The 26882-nt window shown below is 40.3% G+C and carries 25 protein-coding genes and 2 rRNA genes; 15 read left to right on the top strand and 12 right to left on the bottom strand.

The features are described 5' to 3' along the window. The 4 genes from HYG88_RS04195 to HYG88_RS04180 all read left to right on the top strand — a co-directional run. A 23S ribosomal RNA gene (locus tag HYG88_RS04195) occupies positions 1–84 on the top strand; the annotation flags it as partial. A 195-nt stretch (positions 85–279) separates the two neighbouring features. Continuing rightward, a 5S ribosomal RNA gene (gene rrf, locus HYG88_RS04190) occupies positions 280–394 on the top strand. A gap of 221 nt (positions 395–615) precedes the next feature. After that, positions 616–1779, top strand: a complete 1164-nt coding sequence (locus HYG88_RS04185; RefSeq protein WP_005162374.1) for an acyl-CoA dehydrogenase family protein — start codon at positions 616–618, stop codon at positions 1777–1779. A 93-nt stretch (positions 1780–1872) separates the two neighbouring features. Further along, a complete protein-coding gene (locus HYG88_RS04180) occupies positions 1873–3045 on the top strand; it encodes an acyl-CoA dehydrogenase family protein (protein WP_178882643.1) in 1173 nt (390 codons plus the stop codon). 53 nt (positions 3046–3098) lie between these two features. On the opposite strand, the gene HYG88_RS04175 is transcribed toward HYG88_RS04180, so the two are convergent. The 3 genes from HYG88_RS04175 to HYG88_RS04165 all read right to left on the bottom strand — a co-directional run bounded on the left by HYG88_RS04175 (position 3099) and on the right by HYG88_RS04165 (position 5178). After that, a complete protein-coding gene (locus HYG88_RS04175; protein ID WP_005162372.1) occupies positions 3099–3836 on the bottom strand; it encodes a hypothetical protein in 738 nt (245 codons plus the stop codon). 18 nt (positions 3837–3854) lie between these two features. Continuing rightward, entirely contained in the window at positions 3855–4472 is a 618-nt protein-coding gene (locus HYG88_RS04170; RefSeq protein WP_005162370.1) for a hypothetical protein, read from the bottom strand. Between the two features lie 106 nt (positions 4473–4578). After that, entirely contained in the window at positions 4579–5178 is a 600-nt protein-coding gene (locus HYG88_RS04165; RefSeq protein ID WP_005162369.1) for a TetR/AcrR family transcriptional regulator, read from the bottom strand. Positions 5179–5372: 194 nt separating this feature from the next. Between HYG88_RS04165 and HYG88_RS04160 the strand changes: the two genes are divergently transcribed. The 7 genes from HYG88_RS04160 to HYG88_RS04130 all read left to right on the top strand — a co-directional run bounded on the left by HYG88_RS04160 (position 5373) and on the right by HYG88_RS04130 (position 17234). Further along, the gene (locus HYG88_RS04160) at positions 5373–7178 is read left to right on the top strand and encodes an acyclic terpene utilization AtuA family protein (protein WP_005162368.1); all 1806 of its coding nucleotides are present in this window, start codon (positions 5373–5375) and stop codon (positions 7176–7178) included. Between the two features lie 17 nt (positions 7179–7195). Continuing rightward, positions 7196–8116: an SDR family oxidoreductase gene (locus HYG88_RS04155; RefSeq protein WP_005162365.1), complete on the top strand. Its 921-nt coding sequence runs from the start codon at positions 7196–7198 to the stop codon at positions 8114–8116. 3 nt (positions 8117–8119) lie between these two features. Beyond that, the gene (locus tag HYG88_RS04150) at positions 8120–9733 is read left to right on the top strand and encodes an acyl-CoA carboxylase subunit beta (protein ID WP_005162364.1); all 1614 of its coding nucleotides are present in this window, start codon (positions 8120–8122) and stop codon (positions 9731–9733) included. A 69-nt stretch (positions 9734–9802) separates the two neighbouring features. Then, a complete protein-coding gene (locus tag HYG88_RS04145) occupies positions 9803–10963 on the top strand; it encodes an acyl-CoA dehydrogenase family protein (RefSeq protein WP_005162362.1) in 1161 nt (386 codons plus the stop codon). A gap of 402 nt (positions 10964–11365) precedes the next feature. Continuing rightward, a complete protein-coding gene (locus HYG88_RS04140; RefSeq protein WP_178882642.1) occupies positions 11366–14218 on the top strand; it encodes an HD domain-containing phosphohydrolase in 2853 nt (950 codons plus the stop codon). Positions 14219–14451: 233 nt separating this feature from the next. Then, the gene (locus tag HYG88_RS04135; RefSeq protein WP_178882641.1) at positions 14452–15276 is read left to right on the top strand and encodes an enoyl-CoA hydratase/isomerase family protein; all 825 of its coding nucleotides are present in this window, start codon (positions 14452–14454) and stop codon (positions 15274–15276) included. Continuing rightward, positions 15276–17234, top strand: a complete 1959-nt coding sequence (locus HYG88_RS04130; RefSeq protein ID WP_178882645.1) for an acetyl/propionyl/methylcrotonyl-CoA carboxylase subunit alpha — start codon at positions 15276–15278, stop codon at positions 17232–17234. Before HYG88_RS04135 ends, HYG88_RS04130 begins: the two co-directional genes overlap by 1 nt. A gap of 108 nt (positions 17235–17342) precedes the next feature. On the opposite strand, the gene HYG88_RS04125 is transcribed toward HYG88_RS04130, so the two are convergent. From HYG88_RS04125 to rplM, 9 genes are all read right to left on the bottom strand, one after another. Further along, positions 17343–17762 carry a roadblock/LC7 domain-containing protein gene (locus HYG88_RS04125; RefSeq protein ID WP_178882640.1) on the bottom strand — a complete coding sequence of 140 codons (420 nt, stop codon included), beginning with the start codon at positions 17760–17762 and terminating at the stop codon, positions 17343–17345. 22 nt (positions 17763–17784) lie between these two features. Beyond that, complete coding sequence (locus HYG88_RS04120) at positions 17785–18327, bottom strand: ATP/GTP-binding protein (RefSeq protein ID WP_178882639.1); 543 nt, start codon at positions 18325–18327, stop codon at positions 17785–17787. Between the two features lie 8 nt (positions 18328–18335). Continuing rightward, entirely contained in the window at positions 18336–19295 is a 960-nt protein-coding gene (locus HYG88_RS04115) for a hypothetical protein (RefSeq protein WP_178882638.1), read from the bottom strand. A gap of 146 nt (positions 19296–19441) precedes the next feature. Next, complete coding sequence (locus HYG88_RS04110) at positions 19442–19801, bottom strand: hypothetical protein (RefSeq protein ID WP_087544648.1); 360 nt, start codon at positions 19799–19801, stop codon at positions 19442–19444. A gap of 380 nt (positions 19802–20181) precedes the next feature. Further along, positions 20182–20829: a hypothetical protein gene (locus tag HYG88_RS04105; RefSeq protein ID WP_005162335.1), complete on the bottom strand. Its 648-nt coding sequence runs from the start codon at positions 20827–20829 to the stop codon at positions 20182–20184. Between the two features lie 17 nt (positions 20830–20846). Next, the gene (locus HYG88_RS04100) at positions 20847–21272 is read right to left on the bottom strand and encodes a ClpXP protease specificity-enhancing factor (protein ID WP_005162333.1); all 426 of its coding nucleotides are present in this window, start codon (positions 21270–21272) and stop codon (positions 20847–20849) included. 11 nt (positions 21273–21283) lie between these two features. Then, complete coding sequence (locus HYG88_RS04095; protein WP_087535633.1) at positions 21284–21943, bottom strand: glutathione S-transferase N-terminal domain-containing protein; 660 nt, start codon at positions 21941–21943, stop codon at positions 21284–21286. Positions 21944–22075: 132 nt separating this feature from the next. Beyond that, entirely contained in the window at positions 22076–22462 is a 387-nt protein-coding gene (rpsI, locus tag HYG88_RS04090; RefSeq protein ID WP_004640839.1) for a 30S ribosomal protein S9, read from the bottom strand. A gap of 12 nt (positions 22463–22474) precedes the next feature. Then, positions 22475–22903: a 50S ribosomal protein L13 gene (rplM, locus tag HYG88_RS04085; protein ID WP_004664909.1), complete on the bottom strand. Its 429-nt coding sequence runs from the start codon at positions 22901–22903 to the stop codon at positions 22475–22477. A gap of 263 nt (positions 22904–23166) precedes the next feature. On the opposite strand from rplM, the gene HYG88_RS04080 reads away from it, so the two are divergent. From HYG88_RS04080 to HYG88_RS04065, 4 genes are all read left to right on the top strand, one after another. Next, a complete protein-coding gene (locus HYG88_RS04080) occupies positions 23167–23796 on the top strand; it encodes a hypothetical protein (RefSeq protein ID WP_005162328.1) in 630 nt (209 codons plus the stop codon). 357 nt (positions 23797–24153) lie between these two features. Then, positions 24154–25122 (top strand): 4-hydroxythreonine-4-phosphate dehydrogenase PdxA, encoded by a 969-nt coding sequence (pdxA, locus tag HYG88_RS04075; RefSeq protein ID WP_178882637.1) that lies wholly within the window; start codon positions 24154–24156, stop codon positions 25120–25122. Between the two features lie 32 nt (positions 25123–25154). Next, positions 25155–25967, top strand: coding sequence for a 16S rRNA (adenine(1518)-N(6)/adenine(1519)-N(6))-dimethyltransferase RsmA (rsmA, locus tag HYG88_RS04070; protein ID WP_005162316.1), 813 nt, complete (start codon positions 25155–25157; stop codon positions 25965–25967). Further along, the gene (locus HYG88_RS04065) at positions 25967–26806 is read left to right on the top strand and encodes a symmetrical bis(5'-nucleosyl)-tetraphosphatase (RefSeq protein ID WP_005162315.1); all 840 of its coding nucleotides are present in this window, start codon (positions 25967–25969) and stop codon (positions 26804–26806) included. The genes rsmA and HYG88_RS04065 overlap by 1 nt, the downstream gene beginning before the upstream one ends. The last annotated feature ends 76 nt before the right edge of the window (positions 26807–26882 follow it).

Here is a 26882-nt window from a genome sequence, read left to right as displayed (position 1 = left end):
AGACTAGGACGTTGATAGGTTGGGTGTGGAAGCACGGTGACGTGTGAAGCTGACCAATACTAATTGCTCGTGAGGCTTGACTATACAACACCCAAACAGTTGTTGTATTCAAGATAAATTCAATACATAACTTGATTTAGTGTGAAAACTAGTTAAAATGCTGAACACAAAGTTAGACTCAATATCTAATCCGTTAATAACTCTTTGGTTCGTAAGTAAGGCAGACATGAAGTGAAAACACAACATGATCAGTAAGACCCCAAAACACCACAACAGTTTGCTGGCGACAATAGCAAGAGTGAACCACCTGATCCCTTCCCGAACTCAGAAGTGAAACCTCTTAGCGCTGATGGTAGTGTGGCCTTTGCCATGTGAGAGTAAGTCATCGCCAGCTTTTAAATCTAAACACCCCTAACCTAACGGTTAGGGGTGTTTTATTTGGCAAAGAGTTTTATATTATGAATGATTTTCTGTAGGAAGTTAAAGTAATCGAACCAATTGAATATTTTTTTAATTTTAAATTTTGCCAAGCGCTTGCTTGGTTTTTATAGTTTTGATACCTTAGTGCTTACTAAATACTCGAAAACAATGATCAATAATTATTAGGAAGCAAGCATGCTACTCAACCCTTTATATTACACCGAGCAACATTTAGCCTTTGCTGAGAGTGTTAGGTGCTTTACTGAAAAGGAAATTAGTCCTTTTATCACTGAATGGGATGAAGCAGAAACCTTTCCGAGAGAACTTTACAAAAAGGCTGCTGATATTGGCTTGCTTGGTGTGGGCTTTGATGAAAATTATGGTGGTATTGCAGGAACGGATGCATTTTATACTCTGCTTGCCTCAGTGGAGTTGGCGAAGTGCGCATCAGGTGGTTTGGCTGCATCATTGCTTTCACATACGATTGGAACACCACCAATTCAGCATTTTGCTCAAGAAGAGGTCAAGGCTGAAGTTTTACCACAAATTTTGTCAGGAGAAAAAATCTCTGCATTGGCAATTACTGAACCTAGCGGTGGTTCGGATGTTGCGGCTTTAAAAACCAAAGCGGTTCGAGATGGTGATGATTATATTGTCAGTGGTGAAAAGACCTTTATTACATCGGGTATTCGTGCGGATTATTATACTGTTGCAGTGAGAACTGATCCCAATGCCAAATGGGCAAATGGCATTTCTATGCTGTTGATAGATGCACATAGTGAGGGCATTAGCAAATCCAAGTTGGATAAGATGGGCTGGTGGGCATCGGATACCGCGCATTTGCACTTTGATAGTGTGCGAGTACCAGCCAAAAACTTACTTGGTGCTGAAAATATGGGCTTCTTTGTCATTATGAACAACTTTAACATGGAGCGATTTTTTCTTGCAGCCAGTAGCTATGGTTATGCGTTGGTTTGCTATGAAGAAGCTTTAGATTGGGCTAAACAGCGACAAACTTTTGGTAAACGCTTAATTGATCATCAAGTTGTTCGTCATAAGCTAGTAGATATGGCGACACGTTTAACTTCAACTCGTGCGTTATTGGAAGATACAGCCTATCGTTTAGGAAAACCAGAATTGCAGGGTAATGAACTGATTGCACAAATTTGCATGCTTAAAAATGTAGCAACACAAACCATGCAATTTTGTGCTGATGCTGCCGTTCAGACTTTAGGAGGGATGGGTTTTATGCGTGGCACAAAATCTGAACGTATCTATCGTGAAGTGAAAGTGAATATGATTGGTGGTGGTGCAGAGGAAATTATGAAAGACCTTGCCAGCCGCCAACTCGGTTATTAAGCGAAATTTTAAGACTTTAAACCATGATGAGATTGGTCTAAAGCCGTATTTATAAAAGAACAACTCGTTAAATAATAATTTAGGAAGAATAGCATGGATGGCTTATCACTTAACCCGATTTATTACACAGCAGAACATCGAGCTTTTGCAGACAGTGTCAAACGTTTTGTAGAAAAAGAAATTTCACCTTATGTGAATGAATGGGATGAGGCAGGAATATTTCCACGAGAACTTTATCAAAAGGCTGCAAGTGTTGGTTTAATGGGTCTCGGCTATGATGCTGAACATGGTGGCATTCCCGATGCAGATGCCTTTTATGTCATGTTGGCAGCAATTGAGATGGCAAAAGCTGGATCTGGTGGTGTGCATATTTCGCTTATGATCCATAGCATTGGAACACCACCCATTCATCATTTTGCTCAACCTGAGATTCGTAATGAAGTTATGCCACAGATTATTGCAGGTGAAAAAATATCAGCCTTGGCAATTACAGAGCCTAGTGGCGGTTCTGATGTCGCTTCAATTAAAACCAAAGCAGTTCGAGAAGGAGACCATTATATTTTAAATGGTGAAAAGACCTTTATTACCTCAGGGATTCGTGCTGATTATTATACGGTTGCTGTAAAGACGGATCAGCAAGCACAAGGCGCCAAAGGTACTTCTATGTTACTGGTCGATGCAAATAGCAAGGGAATAACCAAATCACCTTTACAGAAAATGGGTTGGTGGGCATCAGACACAGCGCATTTGCATTTTGACAATGTCCAAGTCCCAGTTAGTCATTTGTTGGGTGAGGAAAATGCTGGTTTTAAAGTCATTATGAATAACTTTAATATGGAGCGTTTTTGGCTAGCAGCGATGGCATATGGTTATGCCTTGGTCTGTTATGAGGAAGCCTTAGATTGGGCAAAACAGCGTCAAACTTTTGGAAAGCGCTTGGTGGATCATCAGGTGGTTCGCCACAAACTTGTAGATATGACAACTCAATTGACTACAACACGAGCATTATTAGAAGATACAGCTTATCGAATGGGACAAAAACAGTTACAAGGGGCAGACCTCATTGCACAAATTTCGATGTCAAAAAATGTAGCGACTCGTACCATGCAATTTTGTGCGGATGCGGCTGTGCAAACTTTGGGTGGAATGGGTTTTATGCGTGGAACGAAATCCGAACGAATTTATCGTGAAGTCAAAGTGAATATGATTGGTGGTGGTGCTGAAGAAATCATGAAAGATTTGATTAGTAAGCAGCTAGGCTATTAATACCTATGATGAATAAAAAGTGCGGTTAATTTCCGCACTTTTTATTTTCAAATTTATTCTAGTTCAGCTAATTCTTCTAAAGAGATTTGGCGGATTTCAAATATAGGTTGTTTCAAAAATGAGTTCAAAGTTTTTATATCGATAAATTTTATATTATCTAAGGCAATACCTTCGATACTGTCTTTTTCAGCATCGTAACGAATATCTGGAGTTTGTTCGATAAATTGTTTGAATAACAGTGGACTATCGCTTAATTCTGCAAGAGGTTTGTCCATTAAAGCTTCAAACGCATAGTCGATTGCATAAATATTGGCTTCCCACGACACATCACTAAAGTTTTCATCTTGACTTGAAATGATGCTGCCAGTTTCATAGCCACTAAAATAGTCTTCTTCAGAGTTGATCCAAAGTACATAACAGGGCTGTGATGCATCAACTTCTAATAATTGGTACCAGACAATACCTGAGATTTTAGCAAATTCAAAAGCATCATCTTCATTCAATTTAGGAATTTCACCATCATCTATATTAAAAGTTTTTCCTGTTTTTTCTAAAATTAAAGCTTCAAGTTTTTCGTAGATTTCATCATCTACTTCACCATTGCCAATGTCATAGTTACATAGTTCATCATAGTATAAGCCTTCGACGACTAGTGATTTGTATGCCTTTTCAGCTTCAGCTTTATCTTTATAAATCTGCTTGATCGCCCCAGTTGAAACACAATTGGTCAGATGCCATTCATCATTATAGGCAAAGTCATTTTGACGAATCACGTATTGGATATTACTCATTTTTATTTCCCCTTAAAATTAAGCGATTTTCATTTTTAAGTCTTGCAGTTTGGCTGCACTTGGTGGGACAGCCATCCCATTGTCCATCCAGAGTTCAAAACGCATTGGATTGAAAAAGAAGTCTGGACTAATATCGAAATCAATAAATTTGGCTTCGCCTTTTCCCATCATGGGAAGAATGGTATTGATAAACCAACTATTGTGAGTGATCAGTAAAGATTTTAGTTGTCCTGTCACTGATAATGGCGAGAGTAGTGTTGCTGATAGCTTTGGGTCATCAATCACATCTGAGTGGAATTTTTCTAAACGTTTTGCCAGTCCATCAGTCGGAATATCCTGCATGGCTGCAACGAAGTCTCCAATGGTTGGAATAAAGCGGTGGTGGAAATCCACCAGTAAATGATCTTTTTCGCACAGGTCTTTGACCTCGATACTTTTACCCGCACTATTTTCAAAGTGATGTCCAAAGATTGGAATAATCACTTCCTGAACCCCCCAAAAGGTATGCAGGATACGATGGCGGTTATCGGTACAAAGCATTTTGGTGCTGTCAATCAAAGCATGAATATCAATATAATCTTCAAGCTCGCCCCCACGACGTTTTACTGAAATATTGGCATGTTGGACTGGATTCATGGCATTATTATTCTGCTGTTATATTGCTTGCAGATTAACAAAGAATTTTTACAATAGAAATACCATGATTGGGTGGAACGTTAAGTTATGTCGTCTCATATCTTACTTATTTTAAAGCCATTTCCCAAACCATTTCAGTCAGCTCATCCACTTTGACTTTACCTTCAGGTCTGTACCAAGTCACCGACCAAGAAATAGAACCACCAATCAATCGACGCCAAATAAATGCATCATGTTTAACTTTGCCTTGATCACGTAATTTTTCAATCACATTCAGCCAAACTTGCTCATATTCATTACGCATCTTTAGAAGATAGTCTTGTTTCTCTTTGGAGAGGGCAAACCATTCATGAACGAGTACGGCCATTGCTGCACCTGTATCCCCAGTAATCGAAATCAGTTCAGCTTTGATTAAATCACGTAATTGTTGTTCTGGCTCATTTGAACGTTCAGCCGCTTCTTTAAGCCGTACAAAGTTATAAATAATGGTTTGTTCCATGACAGTCGCTAAAATTTCATCTTTACTTTTGAAATGATGGAATAAGCTACCTGACTGGATACCAATAAATTCACCTAATTGGCGAACCGTGGTTTTGTCATAACCTTGTTTATAAAATAAATAAGCAGCACCAAGCAGCAAACGCCCACGTGGGCTATCGTCAAAACATACAATTTTAGGTATTTGCTCAATTGAAGTTGCGATCATGCCAGTCCGTCTATCCTATTAAATCTAGTGAGCATTGTAACAAAATTCATTTCATGAATTGTCTTATCTTTTTATAACAAGCATTTGCTTGGATTTGTCTATTTTTGCCAATACAGCATATCATTATGTCCTTTACAAACCAAGCACTTGCTTGGTAATGTTATGCCAATTTAGAAATAACAATGAGAAAGCGCATGACAAGCATCAAGCAGGATGATCAGAAGGTAATCAAAATTGGGTGTGCATCAGGCTTTTGGGGGGATACCAACACAGCCGCTTTTCAGTTGGTACATCTAAGTGATATTGATTATTTAGTGTTTGATTATTTGTCAGAAATTACCATGTCGATCATGGCAAAGACAATGATGACTGATCCAAATCATGGTTATGCATTGGATTTTGTTAGCCGTGTGATGGCACCACTGATTAATAAAATTGCTGAGAAAAAAATTAAAGTGATCAGTAATGCTGGCGGTGTTAATCCTTTAGCGTGTCGTGATGCCTTACAAAAAATAATTGATGAAAAAGACTTGGATTTAAAAGTTGCTGTGGTACTTGGGGATGATGTATTACCCAAACATGCTGAGTTACTGAAACAAAATGTTCAGGAAATGTTTAATGGTGATGCTTTACCACATCATGTAGCCAGCAGTAATGCCTATTTAGGGGCGATTGCGATCCGTGATGCCTTGGATTTAGGTGCGGATATTGTGATTACGGGGCGGGTGGTCGATTCGGCGGTTGTGCTTGCACCCCTACTGCATGAATACAAATGGTCACTGGATGATTATGACAAGTTGGCACAGGGTTCATTGGCAGGGCATGTGATTGAATGTGGTGCTCAATGTACAGGTGGTAATTTTACCGATTGGCGTTTGGTGCAGGGCTTTGACAATATGGGCTTTCCAATTGTAGAAGTCAGTGCCGATGCTTCCTTTATTGTGACTAAACCACAAGGCACAGGTGGTTTGGTTTCAACAGCAACAGTCGCAGAACAAATTGTTTATGAGATTGGTAATCCTCAAGCTTATTTGCTTCCTGATGTGACGGCTGATTTTAGCCAAGTTCATTTAGAGCAAATCGGTGAAGATCGAGTAAAAGTTACAGGTGCGACTGGTCGTGCACCAACGCAGCAATATAAAGTCAGTGCTACCTATGCGGATGGTTATCGTGTTTTAGTGAGCTTCTTAATTGCAGGTCGTGAAGCACCTGAAAAAGCGCAAACCATTGCCGATGCGATTCTAAATAAATGCGAACGTGTATTGGCTTTACGTTCAGTTCCGCCATTTAGTGAAAAATCGGTGGAGATTCTGGGTATCGAAAGCACCTATGGTTCGCATACTAGAGTGAAAGATAGCCGTGAAGTGGTGGTTAAGATTGCTGTGAAACACATGTTTAAAGAAGCCTGTATGTTCTTTGCTTCGGAAATTGCACAGGCATCTACAGGTATGGCACCTGCATTAGCGGGGATTGTTGGTGGTCGTCCTAAAGCTTCGGCAGTGGTGAAGCTTTTCTCTTTCTTAATTGATAAAGATCAAATCAAGGTTGAGGTGGATTTTGCAGGGCAACGTCATCCAGTTCAGATTCCAACAGGTTTAGCTCCACAAGATATTAACCTGCATTCAGTGGGTGAAGTGGCGAGCTATCAAGGCGATGAAATTGAAGTGCCGTTAATTGAAGTGGCACATGCGCGCAGTGGCGACAAGGGTAATCATAGCAATATTGGGGTGATTGCCCGTAAAGCAGAATATCTACCTTGGATTCGGGCAGCACTGACAGAAGCCAATGTTGCAGACTATATGCAGCATGTACTTGATCCTGAAAAATCAAAAGTGATTCGTTATGAATTGCCAGCCATGAATGCACTGAATTTTATGTTGGAAAATGCATTGGGTGGTGGTGGGATTGCCAGTCTACGTATTGATCCGCAAGGTAAGGCATTTGCACAGCAATTGTTAGATATGCCAGTCAAAGTACCAGCACAACTGTTAGAAAAATAAGTAAGGATGTAAATCAAATGAGTTATCAATCAATTTTCAGGGCAGATGCATTTGCTGACAAAGTGATTGTCGTGACAGGCGGAGGTTCTGGTATTGGTCGTTGTACCGCACACGAATTGGCTTCTTTGGGCGCTCAGGTGGTGATCACAGGGCGCAAAATTGAAAAGTTAGAAAAAGTCAGCCAAGAAATTTTAGAAGATGGTGGCAAAGTCCATTTCATCGTCTGTGATAACCGTGATGAAGAACAAGTCAAAAACATGATTGCGGAAGTGATTGAAAAATTCAGCAAACTGGATGGCTTAGTCAATAACGCAGGTGGGCAATTTCCATCTGCACTTGAAAGTATTTCTGCCAATGGCTTTGATGCGGTAGTGCGTAATAACTTGCATTCAACTTTTTACCTGATGCGTGAAGCCTATAACCAATGGATGGCAAAACACGGCGGTAGCATTGTCAATATGGCTGCCGATATGTGGGGCGGTATGCCAGGAATGGGACATTCTGGTGCAGCACGTTCAGGTGTGGATAACCTAACCAAAACCGCTTCAGTCGAGTGGGGACGTTCAGGCGTTCGGGTTAATTGTGTCGCGCCGGGTTGGATTATTTCTTCTGGTATGGATAACTACAGTGGTGACTTTGCCAAATTTATTATTCCAAGTTTGGCAGCTAATGTGCCCTTAAAACGAATGGGTACTGAGTCGGAAATTTCTTCAGCGATTTGTTATTTACTCTCTGATGCTGCTGCATTTGTTTCAGGTGTGACCTTAAGAGTTGATGGTGCAGCTTCACAAGGAACACGGATGTATCCGTTAGCAGATGCAACCAATAGCCAGTCTTTTAATGGCTTCCATCGTGCATTTATTCCTGATGTACTCAAAGATCAGATTGAAAAAGCAGAACAACAATCTGCCCAAGCGCAAGATGCAAACAAGGATTAAACCATGACGATTCTTCAATCTGAAATTGCAGTTGGTAGTGAACAATATCAACAAAATAGAGATGCTTTATTAAGCCAAATTGCAGAAGTGCGTGCCGTACAGCAAAAGGGCATTGATAAGTCTTATGCAGCAAAACCGAAGTTTGATAAGAAAGGTAAAATTCTTCCACACGAACGTGTACGTTTACTTCTCGATGCTGATTCACCTTTTGTCGAGCTATGTGGTTTGGTTGGCTACAACATGCATGATGATAAAGATGGCTCTGAAGCGGGTGGGGGTATTATCGCGGGAATTGGTTTTGTCAGTGGCGTTCGTGCTTTGGTCACTGCCAGTAATAGCGCAATCAAAGGCGGCACCATGTCACCGATGGGTGTACAAAAAACCTTACGTTTGCAAAAGATTGCGCTTGAACAAAAATTACCGATTGTGACATTGACCGAAAGTGGCGGCGCAAATTTAAATTATGCAGCCGAAGTATTTACTTATGGCGGTATGACTTTTGCCAATCAGGCACGAATGTCTGCGGCAGGGATTCCACAAATATCGGTGGTACATGGCAATGCCACCGCAGGTGGTGCGTATCAACCAGGTCTATCTGACTATGTGATTGCCGTGCGTAAGCAAACAGAAATGTTATTGGCTGGTCCCCCATTATTGTTAGCAGCAACAGGTGAAGTGGCAAAGGCTGAGGAACTCGGTGGTGCTGAAATGCATACTCAGGTTTCTGGTGTAGCTGAATATTTAGCTGAAAATGATGCTGATGGCATTCGTATTGCTCGTGAAATTTTTGAACATTTGAACTGGAAAGAACAAACCAAAAGTCTCGATCAGGATTATAAAGAACCTCGTTACTCAGCCGAGGAATTGTTAGGCATTATTCCGCAAGATCCGAAGCAACCTTTGGATATGAAAGAAATCGTGGCGCGGATTATTGATGATTCAGACTTTTTAGAATTTAAACAAGAATATGATGCGCTTACTGTTTGCGGTTGGGCAAAAATGGGTGGGGTACATATTGGAATTATCACCAATAATGGCCCCATCACACCACAAGGAGCGGTCAAAGCCGCACAGTTTATTCATCTTTGTGAACAAACCCAACGACCACTTTTATTCTTGCATAACACCACGGGTTTTATGGTCGGAACGGATGCTGAACAAAACGGCATTATTAAACATGGTTCTAAGCTGATCCAAGCAGTTGCCAACGCGACTGTACCCAAAATTTCGATCATTGTTGCTGGTTCTTATGGAGCAGGTAACTATGCCATGTGTGGACGTAGTTTATCGCCAAACTTTATTTTTGCTTGGCCAAATTCACATGTGGCGGTGATGGGTTCAGCTCAAGCTGGAAAAGTGTTGCGTATCGTGGCTGAAGGGAAGCAAAAAGCTTCAGGTATGGAGCCGAATCCACAAATGTTGGATTTTCTAGAACAAAGTACATCGATGAAATTGGAACAGCAATCGACCGCTTTATTTAATACAGCGATGTTACATGATGACGGCATTATCGATCCTAGAGATACACGTAAAGTATTGATCTTCTTGCTACAGACCATTTATGAAGCACAGCAACGCGAGTTAAATCCAACGCGTTTTGGTGTGTCTAGATTTTAATTTTTAATACCTTCATCCTAGCCTTCTCCCTGAGGGAGAGGGGAAAAACAATTTTTAAGGAAAAAAATAATGAAATTTACCGCAGAGCATGAAGCATTACGCCGTACCGCACGTCAGTTTGTAGAAAACGAACTTAATCCGTTTATTCCAGAATGGGAAGCAGCGGGACGTTTTCCGATCCATGACGTCTTTAAGAAAATGGCAGATTTAGGCTTGCTTGGTATTTGTAAGCCCGAAGAAAACGGCGGCTTGGGTTTAGATTATTCGTATAACCTCGTGGTGGCAGAAGAATTAGGACGTGCAGCATGTGGTGGTGTGCCTCTAGCGATTGGTGTACAAACCGATATGGCAACACCTGCACTTGCTCGTTTTGGTAGTAAAGAACTGAGAGAAGAGTTTCTGAATCCTGCGATTCGTGGTGAATATGTGGCTTCGATTGCAGTTTCAGAAGTGCATGCAGGTTCAGATGTTGCAGCGGTTAAAACCACCGCAAAAAAAGATGGTGATGATTATGTGATTAATGGCAGCAAAATGTGGATTACTAATTCACTGCAAGCAGACTTCTTCTGCTTACTTGCCAATACCTCTGACGACAAACCACACGTCAATAAATCAATGATTATTGTTCCTGCGAAGACTGCAGGCATTAGTTTCTCAGAACCACTGAATAAGCTAGGAATGCGCTCCACCACAACGGCTCAAGTTTATTTCGATAACGTTCGTGTACCACAGCGCAATCTGGTGGGTGCTGAGGGTATGGGCTTCATGATGCAGATGATGCAGTTTCAGGAAGAACGTATGTGGGCATGTGCAAATGCTGTCGGTGGTTTGGAAAATGTGATTCAACAAACCATTGATTATACGAAAGAACGGACGACATTTGGTCAGCCACTCATCAATAATCAATATGTGCATTTCCGTTTTGCTGAATTGATGACTGAAGTTGAAGCGCTAAAAGCACTTACTTATCAAGCTTGTGAACAACACATTGCTGGTGAAAATGTCACCATGATGGCTTCGATGGCAAAGCTCAAAGCAGGGCGCTTAACTCGAGAAGTGGCGGATAGCTGCCTACAATATTGGGGTGGAAATGGCTTTATGTGGGAGAACCCTGCATCACAGTTGTATCGTGATGGACGTTTAGGTTCCATTGGTGGTGGTGCAGATGAAATCATGCTCGGAATTATCTGTAAATTGATGGATATCTTGCCGAAGAAGCAGAAAGGGTGATCTAAAGTTAATTTATATTTTAGCTATGTCTAAATCCTCCCTGAGATGCGGCTTAAGCATCGTGGTAAGGAGGATTTAGAAAGGTAAAATTAAAAATGCTGAAAGATTGGTATACCTCAAGTGGCTAAAGTGTGGCTTTGCATTATCCCGATAATAAAACGAAATATTTTACCTATAACAATAGTTGTAAAATCTTTATAAAAACATCAATATTTATTTGATATCAATTATTTAATTTTTTCAATTCATCGCAATTTTTTCCCTCTGGATTGTCATGTTCAGGGTATTGACTTATGATGTTTGTGATGACCTACCAAAATAGAATGTTATACAAATACCCAGAATATTTAAAAAAATATTGGCCTTTTGTCGTGTGCAACATACAACACATGGAACAAAGATATGCAAAGCATAATGCACCCGCTCCAACATAAATGGCGTATTCGCATGGTGATGACCATAATGATGATCATTGCCATCACATTGACATCCGTCACTTTTACAACAGTTAACTGGTTTGAGGCAAAGACTTTGCTTCTGGATGCCGCAACTAGCAAGGCGGAAATGACCAGTCAAATCACGGAACAAAAAGTACAACAAATTATTGATCCTGCTGAAGCACTGCTGCGCGTTCTGGCCTTTGATCCTGTGGTTGAAGCCAGCACATTGCCCCAGCGGTTGCAACGCCTAGAGGCCTTTACTACCAATTTGTATGCCAATCCATTATTAACGGCTGTGTATATTGGCTATGATAATGGTGATTATTTTCTGGTGAGTCCATTAACCAAGGCGACATTACGTCAGAGCTATCGCGCACCAGAACAAGCAAAATACGTGGTTCGCACATTGTTGAGACAGGTAGGAGAAAAGCGTACACACCAACTTTTATTCTATGATCAGCAGCTCAACCTGATTGAGCAACGTATAGATCCAGACTATGTGTATGATCCTCGGCAACGTCCCTGGTATAACAATGCGCTTGCCACCACAGATGTTGCCATTTCAAAACCCTATATTTATGCAGATACACCTTTGATGGGTGTAACACTTTCCATGCGCAGTAGTAATCCACATGCGATTGTTGCGATGGATTTACCCTTAAATGGAATTAAGGATGCACTGCAACAATTGAGTATTACCCCCCATAGTCAAATTGCATTGGTGGATAGTCAGGGTGGAGTGATTGGGGTCAATATGGGTTCAGCTATTGATCAAGCCACATCCAACACACAAGCCCCTGCACTGCAACATTTGGAAAACACAGCTTTATTACAGTTGTGGCAGTTACCATCACAAACTCAGGTGATGACCTATCAGGCTGATGATCAACAATGGTTTGGGCGAAAGATTGAACTTGCCCAATATCGTGAACTGGGGCTACAGCTATTGGTTGCCATTCCAAGTCAAGAGCTACTCAAGGATTTGCCTGTTTATCGCCGCCAGATGATTGGGATTGCGATTGTTTTGGGGATGCTGCTTCTTGCTTTGGGGGCATGGCTTGGTCATCGTATTGGCCAGATTATTGAACAGCATATTCGTCGTGTTCGGCAGATGTCACATTTTGATTTTAGTCGTCCTAGCCCTGAGTTTAGTTTGTTGTATGAAGCCTATCAACTGACGGATGTTACGGATGATGTGAGCCGTACCATGGAAGCATTGTTAAAAATCAGTCAGGTACTGCAAGCTGAACCGCAGATTGATACCATGCTGAATAAAGTACTTCGGTTGTTTGTAGAGGCCGTTCGTTGTGATAGTGGCGCAGTGTATCTTTACCAGTCAAAAGATAACAGTTGGCAAAAAAAAGCCGCCTATGGACGACAAGATCAGGTGGATGCCGTTGCGGCACAATTGGGTAACATTGAGAATCAGCAGCCTAACCGCCATGCCCTGTGTCAGGCCTTTGCCATACGCGGGCGTGATGGACACATTTTGGGTTATGTGATTTTAGAGCATAAAGGTGATCATGAGCATACGTCACAAAACTTCCTGATTTTTAGTGAACGGTTAACTGGAATGTTGGCAATTCCAATTGAAACAAGGCAATTGATTGAATCACAGAAAGCGCTTCTGGAGGCTTTCATTCTGGTTCTTGCCGATGCGATTGATACTAAGAGTGCCCATACAGGAGGCCATTGTCGTCGTGTGCCCAAACTGGCAATGATGATTGTTGATCACTTGTCAGCAGAAACACAAGGGCAATATGCCGATTTCCATTGCAATGCGGATGATCGTGAGGCTTTCCGTCTGGCAGCATGGCTACATGACTGTGGTAAGATTACCACGCCTGAACATATTATTGACAAAGCCACCAAACTGGAAACCTTGTACAACCGTATCCATGAAATCCGTACCCGTTTTGAAGTGTTATATCGGGATGCCGAGATAGCGTGTCTAAAGGCACAACTGACAGGAACAGAACAGGCATGTGCGGAAGCCCAGCGTGATGCACAGTATGCGCAACTACAGGATGATTTTGCCTTTATTGCAAAATGCAATATTGGAGGGGAGTTTTTAAGTGATGAGACGATTTTACGTTTAGAACAGATCGGGCAGCGAACATGGTTACGTCATTTTGATAACCGTCTTGGGCTATCGCTACTGGAACAGTCACTTTATCATCATCCTGCGCCATCACTCCCCGTACAGGAGCGACTATTGGCAGATAAACCTGAGCATATCGTTGCATGGGATGAAAATTATAAACCCCACGTAGAGCGGGATGATCCATTAAACATGCATGGTTTTGACATGCAACTTCCACATTACCAAAGAAATACTGGGGAAATTTATAATCTTAGTATTCGCCGAGGGACACTGACCAGCGAAGATCGTTTTGCGATTAACAATCATATCGTCCAGACCCTGATTATGCTAACCAAATTACCTTGGCCCAAGCATTTGCAGCGTATTCCCGACCTTGCCACTAACCATCATGAACGTATGGATGGACAGGGTTATCCAAGACGCTTACAAGCGGCACAAATGTCTGTTGAGGAGCGTGTTCTGGCATTGGCCGATGTTTTTGAGGCGCTCACTGCCGCGGATCGTCCTTACAAATCTGCTAAAACCATTTCTGAGTCGCTGATGATCATGGCAAAAATGTGTCAGGAAAATCATCTTGACCGTACACTGTTTATCTATTTTGTCCAAAGTCGTTTATGGCTGGAGTATGCCCAACAGTTTATTCCACCTCATCAAATTGATGAGGTAGATATAGACGCTGTGGTGCGTACCGCCAAAGCTAATCACGCATGATAATGCTTATTTTACAAACCAAGCACTTGCTTGGTTTGTAAAGTGGGGATATAGTGTGAAGCATGGCTGGGTCGTGTGAGGGGCTGAGGTCATGGTCATCTGGGTTATAACAATGTCATATGTTGCGCAAGGATCTTTGATTCAGGTAATGCTGCCCCTGTGATCATGTGGTTGCGTATGATGTTGATCCTGTATAGCTAACCTGTGATTAAGAATGAAAAATTAGGAATAAAATGAGTAATCTGGATACTTTACAAGTGGATGACAGCATCCAGCTTGAACGACAAGGCAGTATTTTAACGCTATGGCTGAACCGACCTGAAAGCCGTAATGCCATGAGTCTCAACATGGTTAATGCTATTCAACAGGTCTTTGTTCATATTGCAGAAGATAGCTCGATTCGTGCCGTAATCCTGCGTGGAAAAGGCGGGCATTTCTGTGCAGGTGGTGATATTAAAGATATGGCAGCTTTGCGTGTTGAAGCTGCCAATGTAGGCAGTTTACAGCCTTATATTGATTTTAACCGCCGTTTTGGTGCCATGATTGAACAAGTTGATCAAGCTCCTCAAACGGTTGTTGCAATTTTAGAAGGGGCAGTGCTCGGCGGTGGCTTTGGTTTAGCATGTGTCTCTGATATAGCGATTAGTCGTGATAATGCTCAGTTTGGCTTACCTGAAACAGGGCTTGGGGTATTACCTGCACAAATTGCACCGTTCGTAGTGAAACGGATTGGGTTGACCCAAGCGCGTCGTTTGGCATTGTTAGGTTCACGTTTTAATGGTGAGACTGCGCAGAAGTTAGGTGTGATACATGAAGTTGTACGTGATGATATTGAGCTTGAGCAATTGCTTGCTGATACCATTCAACAGATCAAACGTGCTGCGCCGTTGGCATCTCGAAACACCAAAGCATTGCTACATCGAACTTTAAATGAGCCTCTAGATTTTTTACTGGATGCTGCTGCACAGCAGTTTGCTCAAGCCATTGGTGGGGCAGAGGGGCAGGAAGGCACGATGGCCTTTATTCAAAAACGTTTGCCAAATTGGACTGAGCAATGATGAAATTTTCAAAAGTTTTAGTCGCAAATCGTGGTGAAATCGCAGTTCGGGTGATGCAAACGGCCAAAGCAATGGGTTATCAAACTGTTGCTGTGTATTCAGATGCAGATGAAAATGCACGCCATGTTCAAGTTGCCGATGAGGCGGTTTATATCGGGCCATCTAAAGTTTCAGAATCTTATTTGTCGATCACCAATATTATTGAAGCCTGCAAAAAGACAGGCGCAGATGCGGTCCATCCTGGTTATGGTTTCTTGTCTGAAAATACCGATTTTGCCCAAGCTTGTAGCGACAATGGTATCACCTTTATTGGGCCAAACGCCGCTGCGATTCATTTAATGGGCAGTAAGCGTTTATCTAAAATTGCCATGATTGAAACGGGTGTACCGTGTGTACCTGGTTATGAGGGTGATCAGCAAGAGATTGAATACTTGGCTGAGCAAGCGGAAAAAATTGGTTTTCCATTGATGGTCAAAGCATCTGCTGGTGGTGGTGGACGTGGTATGCGTTTGGTACACCAGTCGGCTGATTTGTTGGAAGCCTTAAAAACCGCACGTTCAGAGGCCGAAAATGCCTTTGGTTCAGGTGAATTAATTATTGAAAAAGCGGTGATCGCACCTCGTCATGTAGAGATCCAAGTGTTTGGTGACACACATGGCAATTATGTTTATTTGTTTGAAAGAGATTGCTCAATTCAACGCCGTCATCAAAAAGTGGTGGAAGAAGCACCATGCCCAGTCATGACATCTGAGTTACGCCAAAAAATGGGAGAAGCTGCGGTGGCGGCAGCAAAATCCTGTGATTATATCGGCGCAGGTACGGTTGAATTTTTACTGGATCAGTCTGGCGAGTTTTATTTCCTTGAAATGAATACTCGTTTACAAGTTGAGCATGCTGTTACAGAAATGATTACGGGACTAGATTTGGTCGAGTGGCAACTGCGTATCGCCAATGGTGAAACTTTACCCTTGCAGCAGCATGAACTTAGTTTAAGTGGACATGCGATCGAAGTACGCTTATATGCCGAAGACCCACGTCAGGACTTCTTGCCACAAACGGGAAAAGTATTACGTTGGCAGCCTGCGGGCTTTGATACAATGCTGCCGAATGTCCGTATTGATCATGGCATGTTAGAGGCGGGTGAAATTAGCCCATTCTATGATCCGATGGTGGCGAAGGTGATTGCTTATGGCAAAACTCGTCAGGATGCGATTCGTCTATTAGCACGTGCTGTTGATGATTGTGTATTGCTTGGTGTAAATAGCAATAAACAATTTTTGGTGAATTTATTGCGTCATCCGATTATTGTGGCGGGTGATACCAATACTGCATTTATCCAGCAGCATTTTCAGGATGATGTCAGCCTGCATCAACAGGTTCCAACCCTTGAAAGTTTAGCGATTGCAGCAACACTATTTGCGCAACACAAAGCTTCAAAAACAGCATGGCAAACAGGTATTGCAACACCGCTACCATTAAAGTTGAAATGTGCAGATCAACAATTGTTACTACAAGTCGAAATGGATCAACAGCAAGTTACCGTGCGATTATGTGATCAGCAAAGTACGGTGGATGTGGTTGAGATAAGTGATACTCAGATCATCTATAAGGTTGATGGCGTGCGTCGAAAGTTGAGTTATGTACTTGATCAAAATCAACTCTATTTAGATACAGCAAATGGTAATTTAATGATTGAAAATATCACCTATGCCGCACCTGAAGCTGCTGAAGTGGTAGGGGATGGTAAAATCCGTGCGCCGATGGATGGGGCGATTGTGAATCTATTGGTTAATGCTGGAGACATAGTTGTTAAGGGACAAACCTTATTGATTCTGGAGGCCATGAAAATTCAACAACAAATTAAGTCGGATGTTGATGGTGTGGTAGATGAGCTGATTGGTCAAATTGGACAACAAGTGAAAAAACGACAATTATTATTAAATGTCGCAATTGCATAAAATGTGTAAATTAAAAAGCTAGGTTCCACGCCTCGCTTTTTAATAGCTTTTCAACCGTGATCAGTGAGTGTGTAGAATTGCCTTTCGGATTAATCAATGAGTTAAGGATTATGTTTGATCAGCGGCTACAATCGCTGCACTAGCCTGTTTTAAGCTATAAAGTAATTGTCCTAAAAGAACGTCTTTATTACTTAATGTCACCATCACCATCGGATGGTGTGGTGCAGGAATCGAAGTTAGGATTGCTTTACCATTTTCAGCATCAAGCGTGATACTCTGACATCCAGTTAAATGAATTTCATTTAAAAATGCACTAACCATTGCTAAAATTGAACTACTTACAGCAGCAAGCTTGGTACTGTTATAAGGATTCTTCTTATAAACGGAAGCCAGTTCAAATCCATCCGTAGAACAAAGCATAATGTAATCAATACCACGGATATTCGTTAAGATGTCATTCGCCTGTGTTTTTGCTAATTGAATGAGTTCTTTTGGCGCAGTGCGTTGTTGGCTCGGAATACTGAACATAATTCTTCTCTTTATGAAGTGATTAATTTGTTGCTCTTAAATTGACTTCTAATGCCGCGATGAGTGATTCAATCATGAGCAGAACATGCTCCTGTTTACGCGCATCAATAAAAAACAGGGGATATTGATACTCATTCTGGATTAGCCACTCCCGATAAATGGAAGTTGGCTGACCTTTGTTCTCATCAATATGAGTAATACCAATTGATATATTTTTTGTATAGTCTTTAAATGTGTCAAGGTAGGCCTCAAGCTCTTCAAGGGGAACCTTGCTGTTGTGGTCGACTAATAGAATAACACCTAAAGCACCCTGACAGATAACAGGCCAGATAAAGTCAAAACGCGATTGCCCAGGCGTTCCATATAAACCAATCTTTACTCCATCATCTAATGTGATTTCACCATAATCAATACCAACTGTCGTTTGCATTTTATTATGGGCCTGAGAGTCTGTATTGAATGCTTCGGTGGCAAGGACAGGAATTTCAGAAAGTGATCTTATCGCTTCAGTTTTTCCAGCACCCATACTTCCAGCAAATACAATCTTATATTGTTGTAAAATCATATAATTCCTTAAAGCCCAAATCGGCGTCTAATTTTGCCGAAAAATTTATTAAAAAAGTTGTGTTCTTCAACAGGCTGTTCGGCTGCTTCTGATTTCAAATAATGACTTTCTGTTGCTGGAATAATGTCTCCATTATTTGAAATGATGCAGGCAGCAATAAATTGTTGAACCGTTTGAATTGGAAGTTTTAATTGTGTGGCAACTTGGGAAAGTTGAGCGCCTTGTATAAAACATGCTGAAAGCAAAAGTATAATTTTTCGATCCGTACTTTGACTAGGTTGAGGCCAATGTTCAATTTTAAAATATTCATTTTCATTCGGCGCAAGTCTTTGAAAATCTAAAGAATGCCAAAATAAATTCCATAACCAATCCTGTAAGTCATATTCAACTTTACGAGAAACTTTTGTGCAATCAAAAGTGGTCGCAAATTCATATTTAAAGCTATGATTGGTTTGCGTGTGTATGCGAGTTGGTTCTAACCATGCAATCTGACTACGCGTATCAATGATCGCTAAAGTCCCATGATCATCAAAAAGATGAAGACGAGCATTTTCAGGGTTTAGCATATCCTTTAAAAACTTTTCACTTACAGGGTTGTGATTAGGTAGAAAATCATTTTTAGGTTGTTGATTAGAAATATAACTTAGCAATCTAAGCTGTATCCAATTCTTTAAGGCATCCGTTTGTTGAAAGGGAAGGTAGAGTGTGTTGTCCTCGTCGATTTGGCAAGAACCTTGCCCCTTAGAAATTTTTAAACATGGTAATTGTTTTTGTTGAATAATACGTTGGATACCTTCAGTATCAAAAAAGTTTTCATTTATTAATAATAAATCGAGATTTGGGTCTGAAATATTGATCCAGTTGATGCCAAACTCATTAGGTATTGTTTTTCTAAGTTCTATTTTTAGTTCATCTGAAACTTTTAAACTTATACCTGAAATTGCGATATTAATGCAATGTCCATTCATAGTATCACTTTAATGTTTTATAAAATATTGCATTGAACGAAATTATACTTTTACTTAAGAATAATAAAAGACCTCTTATATAATTCTAATTTTTATAATTAAAATAAATATAAGAAGTCTAATTTAAAAAAAACTTAAGATTTTAATTAAGCAAAGTCTAATTCTTTTTCGAACGTTTTTAATTCGTGGCGTGCCATTGCTAAGTTTGATTTGCTACGATCTAATACAAGGTAAAGAAATAAATTTCCGTTACTCTCTAATGGTCGAATTAGGTGATATGCTTTACCAAGTGTAATTAGAATATCTTCAATATCATCATTAAGTTTGAGTGAGTTTGCAACACGACGTTTTGCGCGAACCACTTCAGTGTTACCTGCTGCTGCTAATTCTAAGTCAATTGCGCCCCCACCTTGAGTTGCAAGCGCTAAGCCACTTTCAGTGTCTACTAATGCCGCTGCCACAAAACCATCAATATTTGTCAAGCTTTCTAGTGAAATTTTAGCCATGATATTATCTCTACTTATGCATCTTTGTTTATGAATTTATATTCCCTGCTTTTGTTTTAGATTATTTTTCAAAAGCAGTTGATCTCATTATAGGAAACTCTTTTATTAAATCAATAATACTTAAACACACTTAAAATAATACAATTGGTAATAAATGACAGTTTTTGTCAAAAAAATAAATCAAAATCGTATATAAAAGTGTATTTTAAAAAAAATATTGTGATTTTTATCACAAATACAGGGTGATTTTAAGTATTTTTTTTATTGTAAATAAATGTAAATCTTTATAATTATATAGTTTTCTTATTTTAGTATGATTTAAATATCTGTAAATGTTTGATAAAGAAAGTAATATACTTTCTTTATCATTTTTAATATGCTTAAATAGTCGTCAGCTGAATGTAGCTGCAATATAAAAATAATAAAATAATAAGTGCTGTTACAGGTGCAATAATAAAAGACCATGTCGGTGTAGTTGGTTCAGGAGTTGAAATTTCTTCAGTATGTTGTGCTTGATGTACCATTTGATTAAATTCCTGTATCGTTGTTTCTAGAGAAACTTCTTGCTGTATGACTGGTTTTGAACCTAAAAGTTCAGTGAGTTGGTTGGTTGACCAAACCCAATCTTCTGCTTGTCCAGATAGATGTTCTATTTGACCTAAGAGAAGCTCACTTAAACCTGTTTGACCAAAGCTACCTGTTTGGTCTAATTGATTTAATTCTGCGAATTGTAAAGTGAGTATTTCTGAAATACTTGACTCTAACTCAGAAGCGCTTAAAGCGGATTGATTATATGCAGAGGTTGTAAGATGTCTAGCTATTCCTTGGATATAAAGGGGATCAGATGTTTTTATTTCCTGATAAAGTTTTTGATTATCTTTTTTCCAAAGACTGACCAGCTGTCCAAGAGCAAGCATATTTACTTCATCAATAAAATAAAGTCTTTCTTTTGATGAGTATTGATCAAAGAGCTGTGGTTTTTGAAGTTTAATTTGTTCAGAAAAGTATTGAACTAAGTCAAATGCCATCGTGCATTTCCTCGCTTTTAATCTAAAATCCTAAGAGAAGGTTTTTTCTTATTCGGTTCGGCTTCTTGCTTTTTATCTTCTATTGGAGTTTCGATAGTCTCTTGAATATCGGCATATTCGCTTGGATCAAAAAATAAACCTTGTCCATTTTCTCTAGCATAGAGCCCTAAAACAGCGCGAATAGGTACATAAATATCTTTTGCGACCCCGCCGAAACGGGCTGAAAATGAAATAGCATCATTATCCATATGAAATTGATGGATTGCATGGGGTGCCAGATTTAAAACGATTTGTCCATCTTTTACAAATTGTTGAGGAACATCTGTGTGTTGTTGTGTTGCATCAACGAGTAAATAAGGCGTCAATTGGTTATCACAAATCCATTCATAAATGGCACGTGCAAGATAAGGGCGTGTGGGTGTAACATTTAATTGATCTGACATAATTTACAAGCTTATTTAATCATAGGAATTAAATCATTGTAGCTGTTTTTTTCTTGAGCTGTCATTGATTTAATGAAAGATGGGCGACTGAAAACACGATGACAATATAAAAAAATAGGTCGGCAATGTTGCGGTGGAAGTTCAATTCCCATACTTTTTAATCTAAGAAAAATTGGTGCGAGCATACAATCTAAGATTGAAAACGTCTCAGACATAAAAAAAGGAAAATGTTGGAATAATGGAGTGAGTGAAATAAGCGTATCTCTAAGTTCTTTCTGGGCTTTTTGTTTTTCTTGCGGGTTCAGTGTATCGGTATGTCTAAGCATTTGATCTGCAAGCTTGAACCAATCTTGTTCAAAACGCCAAATATATTGACGTTGCTCCGCTCTAGCCATTGGAGCATCCGCATAAAGCTTATTTTGACGATAGCGATCATCCAGATATTCACTAATGATATTTGGTGAAAAAAGTTTTAGATTTTGTTCAATCAACATAGGAAGTTGATTGTAGGGGTTGAGATCAGCCAAATCTTCATCTTCATGATCGGTGATAATCAGATGATATTTAATCTGCTTTTCAGCGAGTAAAAAACGAATCCAGTGTGAACGGAAATCATCTGCATGACTATAAAGCGTAATGCCCTGAACTGGGGTCGTTTCAACAGATGACATATCACAAAGCTAATCAAGTAAACGGTTTAGCATACTAAAAAAATATAAGAAAAGCATCTTAGAAATATGTAGAACTATATAAATAAAAAAACCTCGGATAAATCCGAGGTTTTTGTCCAATTCGTAAAACGATTAACGTTTAGAGAATTGAGGACGTTTACGAGCTTTACGTAAACCAAGTTTCTTACGTTCAACTTCACGAGCATCACGAGTAACGAAACCAGCTTGACGAAGAGCAGGTTTTAAAGTTTCGTCAGCAGCGATCAATGCACGAGTAATACCGTGACGGATAGCGCCAGCTTGACCACCAATACCACCACCTTTAACAGTGATGTAAAGGTCAAATTTTTCAGTAACTTCTAAAAGCTCTAAAGGCTGACGTACAACCATACGAGCAGTTTCACGACCGAAATATTGCTCTAAAGTACGATTGTTGATTACGAGTTTGCCTGTACCAGCTGATAAGAAAACACGTGCAGTTGCGGTCTTACGGCGACCTGTACCATAATTAGTAGCCATGTGCTGTATCCCTTAGATGTCCAAAACTTGTGGCTGTTGAGCAGTATGAGGATGCTCGCTACCAGCGTACACTTTCATTTTTTTGATCATTGCATAACCAAGAGGACCTTTTGGTAACATACCTTTAACAGCTTTTTCTAAAACTGCTTCAGGTTTGTGAGCGATTAACTTTTCAAAGTTAGTCTCACGGATACCACCAGGGAAACCAGTATGGCGATAGTATTTCTTATCAAGTGATTTATTACCAGTCACTTGAACGTGTTCAGCATTGATCACAACGATGTAGTCACCAGTGTCAACGTGAGGAGTATAAGAAGTTTTGTGCTTACCGCGTAAACGACGAGCGATTTCAGTCGCAAGGCGACCTAAAGTTTTGCCAGAAGCATCAACAACATACCAGTCGTGTTGAACTTCAGCAGGCTTAGCGCTGAGAGTTTTCATTAACCACTACCTATTATAGTTGGTTTGAGCAAGGAATCGCCCAAACAAAAGGAGACCGAATTCTATATGAATTTCTAAAATCACACAAGAACAATTCATTGTTAATGTCATATTTTGCTGCAATCTGACTGATTTTGTAACTATATCGCCGTTAATTTTGAGCTACATTTTTTGGCTTGAGAGGCGGTGGTATTTGACTTATCATTTTTCAATTAATTATTTGAAATAAGTAGAAGTATTTACCTCTTCTTTTGGGGAATTTGATGAAATTGTCGTTTTCTACAAACATTATTGTAGTCGCTATTTGCGTAATAGCTTGTTCCACACAAGCGAATGCACGACGCCTCTACAAATGGGTCGATGAGGGCAGTGTAACCAATTATTCTGAATTTCAGCCCAAAGAAGGTACAAGTCGTAAAGTTGAAGTCTTGGAGAGTCGTGGTGAGCATGTTGATCCAGCAATGATGGTCACTGCTGAAATGAAACCACTTGAAATACCAGATGATCAAACGAACCCCTTAGCACAACCCTCAAGTTCTTCAGTGCAAGCAAATGCTCCCCTGCATCAACAATCATCGCAGACCATTGTAAAACAAGGTGCTATAGCATCTCCTTATACTTCTCACCCAGTAAATACGCCTCCATTGCCAGAAAAGAAAGAACCACAACTCGTGCAGCAGCCTCAACCTGTAGAGAAAAAGGAGCCGATTGCAAATCCATTTATAGAGAAGCCGAGTAGTGCTGCGGTTGTTGCGGTAGAAAAGAAAGAAGAGACAGCGGTTGTTCAACCTGAGAAAAAGGTACAACCAAAAATTAACCCGTGGACTCGTCAAGTTGAATTTGTACCTTCTAATCTAGTGCCTGAAAATCTGCCTAAAGCGAAAAAGCCTTAAAAATTTCAAATTGTTCACTATTTAGTTTTATTCTCTTTCTTGATTGCTTCTTATTTAGGGGGCGCTGAGAGGGAATAGAATTTGATGGATAATCATTTTAAGTGTTTCATCAGCGTTGTGTTGTGGCATCTAATCGCTCTAATGTTATTCCGATTGATTTTCTTTAGTGGCATTTAAATTCTATTTTTATAGTTTATATTCTTGTATTTATTGGTAAAAATAAATTTATTGTATTTATTGTTTATCAGCTTGTAAATTTTCACTTCATATTTTTTCAAAAACTTTTGCTTATATGGGGAGTGGATTGTTTTTTTCGGTAAACTATAACGTAATGCTTAAAATTAGAATTGGTGAGTCATGTTGCCTTTGTATGTCACTTCTGGCGAACCAGCCGGAATTGGACCAGATATTTGTCTAAGTCTAGCAAACCGTGTTGATGAGCGACCGATCGTTATTTTGGCTGATGTCCAGATGTTGCAGCAGCGCGCCAAACAGTTAAATATTGATGTTGAACTTATTCCATTTCAGGGCGAAAAACGGTCGAGTTTAGCAGGGCAGCTTTTCGTTGAGCATGTGCCTTTAGCAAAACCTGTTATTTTAGGTCAGTTAGATTCAGCCAATGCTGCTTATGTGTTAGAGCAATTACGTCGTTCAGCTGACTATGCGATGTCGAGGCGGAGTGTAGGGGTTGCTACAGCGCCAGTGCAAAAGTCGATTATTAATGATGCAGGCATTCTATTTAGCGGACATACTGAGTTTTACCAAGAGTTTGCAAGTGTGGATCGTGTGGTGATGATGTTGGCGACTAAAACATTGCGTGTCGCATTGGCAACCACACATTTACCGTTGCGGGATGTACCTGATGCGATTACTAAAGAGCGTTTGCATCAAGTGATTGATATTCTGATTCAAGACTTAAAAAGCAAATTTAAAATCGCACAACCACGCATTCTGGTCTGTGGCTTAAATCCACATGCAGGTGAAGATGGTTATTTAGGTCGAGAAGAAATCGACGTGATTAATCCAGTGCTAGAAAGCTATCGTGCGCAAGGTATAGGGATGAGTCTCTGTTTGCCTGCAGATACCTTATTTACCCCAGAAAATCTAAAAGATGCAGATGCTGTTTTAGCAATGTATCACGATCAAGGTTTACCTGTGTTAAAATCACAAGGCTTTGGTGAAGCAGTAAACATTACATTAGGCTTACCATTTATTCGAACTTCGGTCGATCATGGTACAGCACTTTCTCTTGCAGGCACTGGACAGGCAAAAGCATCAAGTTTGCAGGTTGCAGTGGATTTAGCACTTGATTTAGCCCGTCAGTAATGGGCGAGTAAATTATTCACGTTGGAATTATTATGTATCAAATTAATGCCCTAAACCCTAAAGATGAAGGGCATCAGGCTCGAAAACGTTTTGGTCAAAACTTCTTACATGATCAACGTGTGATTGCCAAAATTGTACGTTCAGTGAATCCGCGTGCGGGTGAAAATATTGTCGAAATTGGACCGGGTTTAGCTGCATTGACCTCACCTTTAATTGGCGAGTGTGATGCGTTAACCGTGGTTGAGCTGGATCGTGATTTGGCTGCCGGTTTACCGGGACGTGTGCCATATCCTGAACGTTTGACCATTATTGAAGCTGATGCTTTAAAATATGATTTCAAGCAATTGTTCCAAGATGGTCGTCCACTACGTGTGGTGGGGAATTTACCCTATAACATTTCAACCCCACTTTTGTTCCACCTGTTAGAGTTTGGTGACAAGGTCAAAGACATGCATTTCATGTTGCAAAAGGAAGTGGTTGATCGTATTACGGCAACACCAAACACCAAAGAATATGGTCGTTTATCGGTGATGATCCAGTATTACTGTAAACCGACTTTCTTGTTTGAAGTGCCGCCAGGTTCATTCAATCCACCACCGAAAGTGACTTCTGCGGTATTCCGTTTGGTACCTTATGAAACTAAGCCAATTATTGCAAAAAATGAAAAAGCTTTGTCACGTTTAGTCAGCCATGTGTTTACCCAACGTCGCAAGACCTTACGTAATAGCTTAAAAGGGATGTTGGTAGAAGATGGCTTTGAAAAAGCAGGTGTTGATCCGATGGCGCGCCCAGAAACCTTAAGCTTGGCTGATTTTGTCGCACTTTCTGATCAGATGGTATCTTAATGTCTAAACGATATAACTATGTCATTGGTGATGTGCAAGGTTGTTTTGAAGCGCTGAAAGCGTTACTGAAAGAAATTCGCTTTGATCCAGATCAAGACTTTTTATGGTTTGCGGGTGATTTAGTTGCACGTGGCGAAAACTCGGTGGGCGCATTACGCTTTATTAAAAAACTGGCTGATCGTGGTGCTGCAGCAACTGTACTAGGTAATCATGATCTGACCCTTATTGCTTGTGCTCGTGGTTTTAAAAAAGTTAAAGATAAAGATCGTACTCAGGACGTGATTGATGCGATTGATGGTGATGAGTTGATTGATTGGTTGCGTAAACAGCCATTGAGTTTATCTCCGAATGATCAAACTCTGATTACCCATGCAGGTGTGCCGTGTATCTGGAATGCCGAACAAACTGTGGCATTTGCACAAGAAGTCCAGCAGGTAGTGGGTAATGACGATCTTTCGATTTTAGATAGTTTTCTTGCAGAGATGTATGGTTCACAACCTGATTTATGGTTAGATGAGCTGACAGGTATGGCACGTTTGCGCTGTATTACTAATTATCTGACCCGAATGCGTTTGACTGATGCCGAAGGGCGTTTAGAGTTTGACTTTAAAGATGCACTTGATGCGCCGATGCCAACAGGCTTTCAGCCGTGGTTTGAGTTTGATAGTCAGGCTGCACAAACTCATCAAATTATTTTTGGACATTGGGCGGCCTTGCAGGGTAAAACCATTAGTCGCCAAATTCAAAATGTCGATGGTGGATGTGTTTGGGGGCAACAACTGGTGGCTTATCGTTTAGAAGATCAACAACTTTTCGCAGTGGATAATCCTTTGGCTTGATCAGCCTGTGATCTCTTTTAAATGTCCATTTTCATGTTGAAATCGGGCATTTTCTATTTTTAAGACTGTCAAAAAA

Origin of the sequence: Acinetobacter sp. SwsAc4, assembly GCF_013391535.1 — a bacterium.
Lineage (GTDB): Bacteria > Pseudomonadota > Gammaproteobacteria > Pseudomonadales > Moraxellaceae > Acinetobacter.
Note: the sequence above shows the minus strand (reverse complement) of the source record. Positions and strands in the feature narration are given on the sequence as shown.